The organism is Novosphingobium sp. AP12 (assembly GCF_000281975.1).
Classification (GTDB): domain Bacteria; phylum Pseudomonadota; class Alphaproteobacteria; order Sphingomonadales; family Sphingomonadaceae; genus Novosphingobium.
On sequence record NZ_AKKE01000099.1, the window covers coordinates 1 to 3,485 of the forward strand.

Annotated in this window: 4 protein-coding genes; 1 reads left to right on the forward strand and 3 read right to left on the reverse strand. The window is 62.2% G+C overall.

Annotation, left to right across the window (positions count from 1 at the left end; genetic code table 11):
- Positions 1-310, forward strand: a 310-nt coding sequence (locus PMI02_RS14915; RefSeq protein ID WP_007684192.1) for a DUF1214 domain-containing protein, incomplete at its 5' end; no start/stop codon positions are given.
- Between the two features lie 508 nt (positions 311-818).
- Here the strand turns inward: PMI02_RS14915 and PMI02_RS14920 are convergent.
- The 3 genes from PMI02_RS14920 to PMI02_RS28000 form a co-directional block, all read right to left on the reverse strand.
- Positions 819-1,427, reverse strand: a complete 609-nt coding sequence (locus PMI02_RS14920) for a DUF6515 family protein (RefSeq protein ID WP_007684194.1) — start codon at positions 1,425-1,427, stop codon at positions 819-821.
- Positions 1,424-2,110 (reverse strand): DUF2092 domain-containing protein, encoded by a 687-nt coding sequence (locus PMI02_RS14925; protein WP_238539082.1) that lies wholly within the window; start codon positions 2,108-2,110, stop codon positions 1,424-1,426. The genes PMI02_RS14920 and PMI02_RS14925 overlap by 4 nt, the downstream gene beginning before the upstream one ends.
- A 486-nt stretch (positions 2,111-2,596) precedes the next feature.
- Positions 2,597-3,316: a hypothetical protein gene (locus tag PMI02_RS28000; protein WP_193372892.1), complete on the reverse strand. Its 720-nt coding sequence runs from the start codon at positions 3,314-3,316 to the stop codon at positions 2,597-2,599.
- Between the last annotated feature and the right edge of the window lie 169 nt (positions 3,317-3,485).

Consider the following 3,485-nt stretch of genomic DNA (forward strand, 5'->3'; position numbering starts at 1 on the left):
CCGGCTGCGGGTGCCCGCCGATCCCCCGGCCAATCTATTCTGGTCGATCACGCTCTACGATCTGGATACGCGCTCGTTGATCCGCAACGATCAGCAAGTCGCGGACCGGTCTTCGCGGATGGACCTGCACCGTAACCCGGACGGATCGACCGACATCTGGTGCGGGCCGGACGCGCCCCAGGGTTTCGCGCAGAACTGGATACCAACCGTGCCCGGGAAAGGCTGGTTCGCGTATTTCCGCCTTTATGAGCCAACCCAGACATATTTCGATGCTGCTTGGCCGCTGCCAGATTTCGAGCGGATCGGGTAAGGACGCTCGCCTTTTTGGTGAAGCACATCCACGTGTCATTTGGCCTGCCCATATTCTGCCCACCAACTGCGGCCTCCAGCCCGGTTGAACCCGACCGGTCCCCAGCCAGCCTCCGCGCTTTCGGCACTCGAGATGATGGATCTTCGTCGACGGCTTGGAGCAACTGCCCGACGAGACCGCAGGTCGTACCAGATACAGCAGTCATCGGATTTCGACGGCTGCTGTACTCTGCCTGGCCGCTACCGAAGGCCTGACCCGGAGATTACGGGAATCTACCGGCTATACGGGCCCTTCGTGAGGGCTGCCGCCTGGTGCCCCACGGCGAGTGCCTCATCGCGGCGTGCCGCTTCGTCGCTATAAAGTCGGTGGGACCGGCAGATGCCACTGGCATGTTTCCGGAGACGGGCGTTGATGACTGTTAGCAGCACAGTATATGTCGCGAACTCGTCGACGAAGCGGGGCGTCCGGGCGAACGTCTTCGCGCTTCACATGCATGCCTCCGGTAAGCTCAGCGGGGGGGATTGACGACGACGTACTGGACCGATGAACCCGCATACTGCGGTTGGTACCAAGTGCTGCCGCATTGCGAGTAGCTGATGCCATTGACGATCACGGTCGAGCAGCTGGGCGGTACGCTGCGTACGATCGAGCCGACCACCGCCGCCGTTACCGCCACTGCTGCTGCGGCAGCCACCGGGTGCCAGTGATCGTCCCAATCGTCGTCGTAGTGGTCGTAGTAACCACCGCCGTGATAGCCATTGTTGTTGACGTTCACGTTGCGGTTCACATTCACGTTGTTGACGTTCACGTTCGTGTTGTTGCGGGTGTTATGATTGATGTTGTTTGTCGCTCCTCCGCGTACGGGAGGACGCGCGGCGCCACCGCCGACAGAAGGTCTGGCCCCGCCACCCACAGGACGGCTCACGCCCGAAGGGCGGCCAGCGGGCCGAGCCGCACCACCGCCCTTGCGGGCCGGCGCGGCCTCGCTTCGGGCCGGAGCCAGCGCTGCTCCCGCTATCGCCAGCGCGGAGATCCCGGCCAGCCCCGCTCCCAACGGTTCGGAAATGATGGCTAGCGATGCGAGCGCGGCGATGCCGCGCGAACGAAGTGAGCTCACTGCTTGTCTCCTGCGGATGCCTGAGCGGACTGCTCCGCCAGCTTGATCTTGTGCGCACCCGCGGGCACCACAAAGGCGATGTTCGCCGGTTCAGGAACCGCAGCGGTGTCCCAGGTCAGTAGAGCGGTGTACTGCGGCATCGACGGGTCGTCGGTGGCGGTGATGACTATCTTGCAGGGTAGCCCCGCCGCGCCCTTGTCGATCCAGATCTGCCAGTCCACCAGCTTCTGCCGGAAGGCGTAGTGGTCGCAGGTCCGGGTGCCGATGATCTCGGGCCCGACGACATAGCCCGACACGATCCTCGAGCGCATGGTCTGGTCGGTACCCCAAGTGAACAGATCGGCCAGCGGTAGTTCAATGCCGTAGTCAGTCTTGAGCTTTTCGAGCGCGAGACCGACCGTCTCAGGCGCTGAAGCACTGGCGTAGTACTTCATGCGTGGCTCCAGCACGGTGAACTGACCCTTCGAAAAGTAGTACTCGCGATGCTGGATGTCCGAGTTGGCGATAATCTTGAAGGCGTCGGGCCGGTGCAGCGCGACCTCCACGTTGCCGCCGAACTGCAGCTTCTGCCCGTTTTCCAAAACCTTCTCGGTGGTGACCTCGGAAGTGAGCGTGAAGCCGGGCAGGACCTGGAGCGCAGCGCTCATCTTGTCCATCGCTGCAAGCGCTTCGGGCTCGATCATTGCTTCTGTGCTGGTCCCGCCTGCGGCAGCGGTTTTGACGGCAGTCTGAGCCTGGCCCGGCACACTTCCCATCACCGCAAGGGCCACAATGCAGATGCCTGTAATCCTCGACGTCATGACAAACTCCTCGCCTAGCGCCAACGGCGGCTTTCAACCTCGCGACTATCGGGCTTGGCGCGAGTAATCCCATCGGGGTTATTGCCGAGTTCTGGCCATTTCTTCCCCAGTTCAGCGTGTGTTCCCTCGACGCCCGCCGATCGCCCATTCGGTACTCACAGCGGCGTTCCTAGAGCGCCGGCGCCCGCATTCCGAGGTGGCCGGGACGGGCAGGCCCCACGGTTAGCTCGAAGGAAATGGAGGGCGCGCCGGGTCGGCTTCGAAGCTTTTGTCCGGCATTTGATACTGGACTGCGGCAGCGATTTTCCTCGTCCGGCAATTAGGGAAAACCGACACCTGAGTAGACCCAACTGCAGCTAACCACCACAATCAGCCACGCGGCCCGGATGCGCGATCGGCGTCTAACACCCCCAATAATGGCCATTCCGGAGGGCAACTCGCTTGCCCGAAGCTGCCGGTCGCCTTGTAGAGCTGCTTGTACTCGGCAGGACTGAACCGAGGCCGATGCTCGACCTTGCTAGAAGCGCGATAGGGGCTGGAGATATCCGGCAGGTGCGACAGCCAGCCGTGGCTCACCGCGGTGCGCAGCACCTGGCGCAGCGTCACGATTTCGTTGTGAAGGGTTTTTCGGGCAGGCGCCTTGTCCGAGACCGGGCGATTGCTCTTCGAATGCGGATTGGCGATGCCCCGCGACGACATCCGGTGCACCCGGTACTCCTGCACTTTGCCGCCCGTGAACTCGGAGAGGCCAAGGTCGCCAAAGAACGGCAGCAGATGCACGCGAAGGCGAATACCGCGCCCCTCTGTCCAACGCTTGCTGCGCTGGCCCTCGGTGACGATCTCGTATTCGTGCAGGAACTGGCTAGCAGCTTCCTTGAAGGTCTTCTCGGTCTTGAGGATGCCGGCGTGCAGTTTGCCGCGCAGACCGAGGTACCAGTCTTCGGCAACTTGCCTGGTAAGCGACAAGCTGTCGGTCTTGGCGGTGGCCCGGTGCTGCCTGCCACCAACCGATGCGGAGCAATGCCAGTTGCCGCCGTCGACGCGCCGGTAAACCTGGACCTTTCCTTCCAAGACCTCGTGCCTGTGCATGACAAACCGCCAGTGCTGCAAGGGGAGCCTGGGCGCAAATGTCTCATAAATCGCAAAGCTGCACAAATATGCTAGCGTTGTGCTAGGCACATCGGGGCCATCGCCAATTTCGGCGATCAGCTCAAGCTATTGTTTTGATGGTTAGTATTGGTTGCGGGGGCAGGATTTG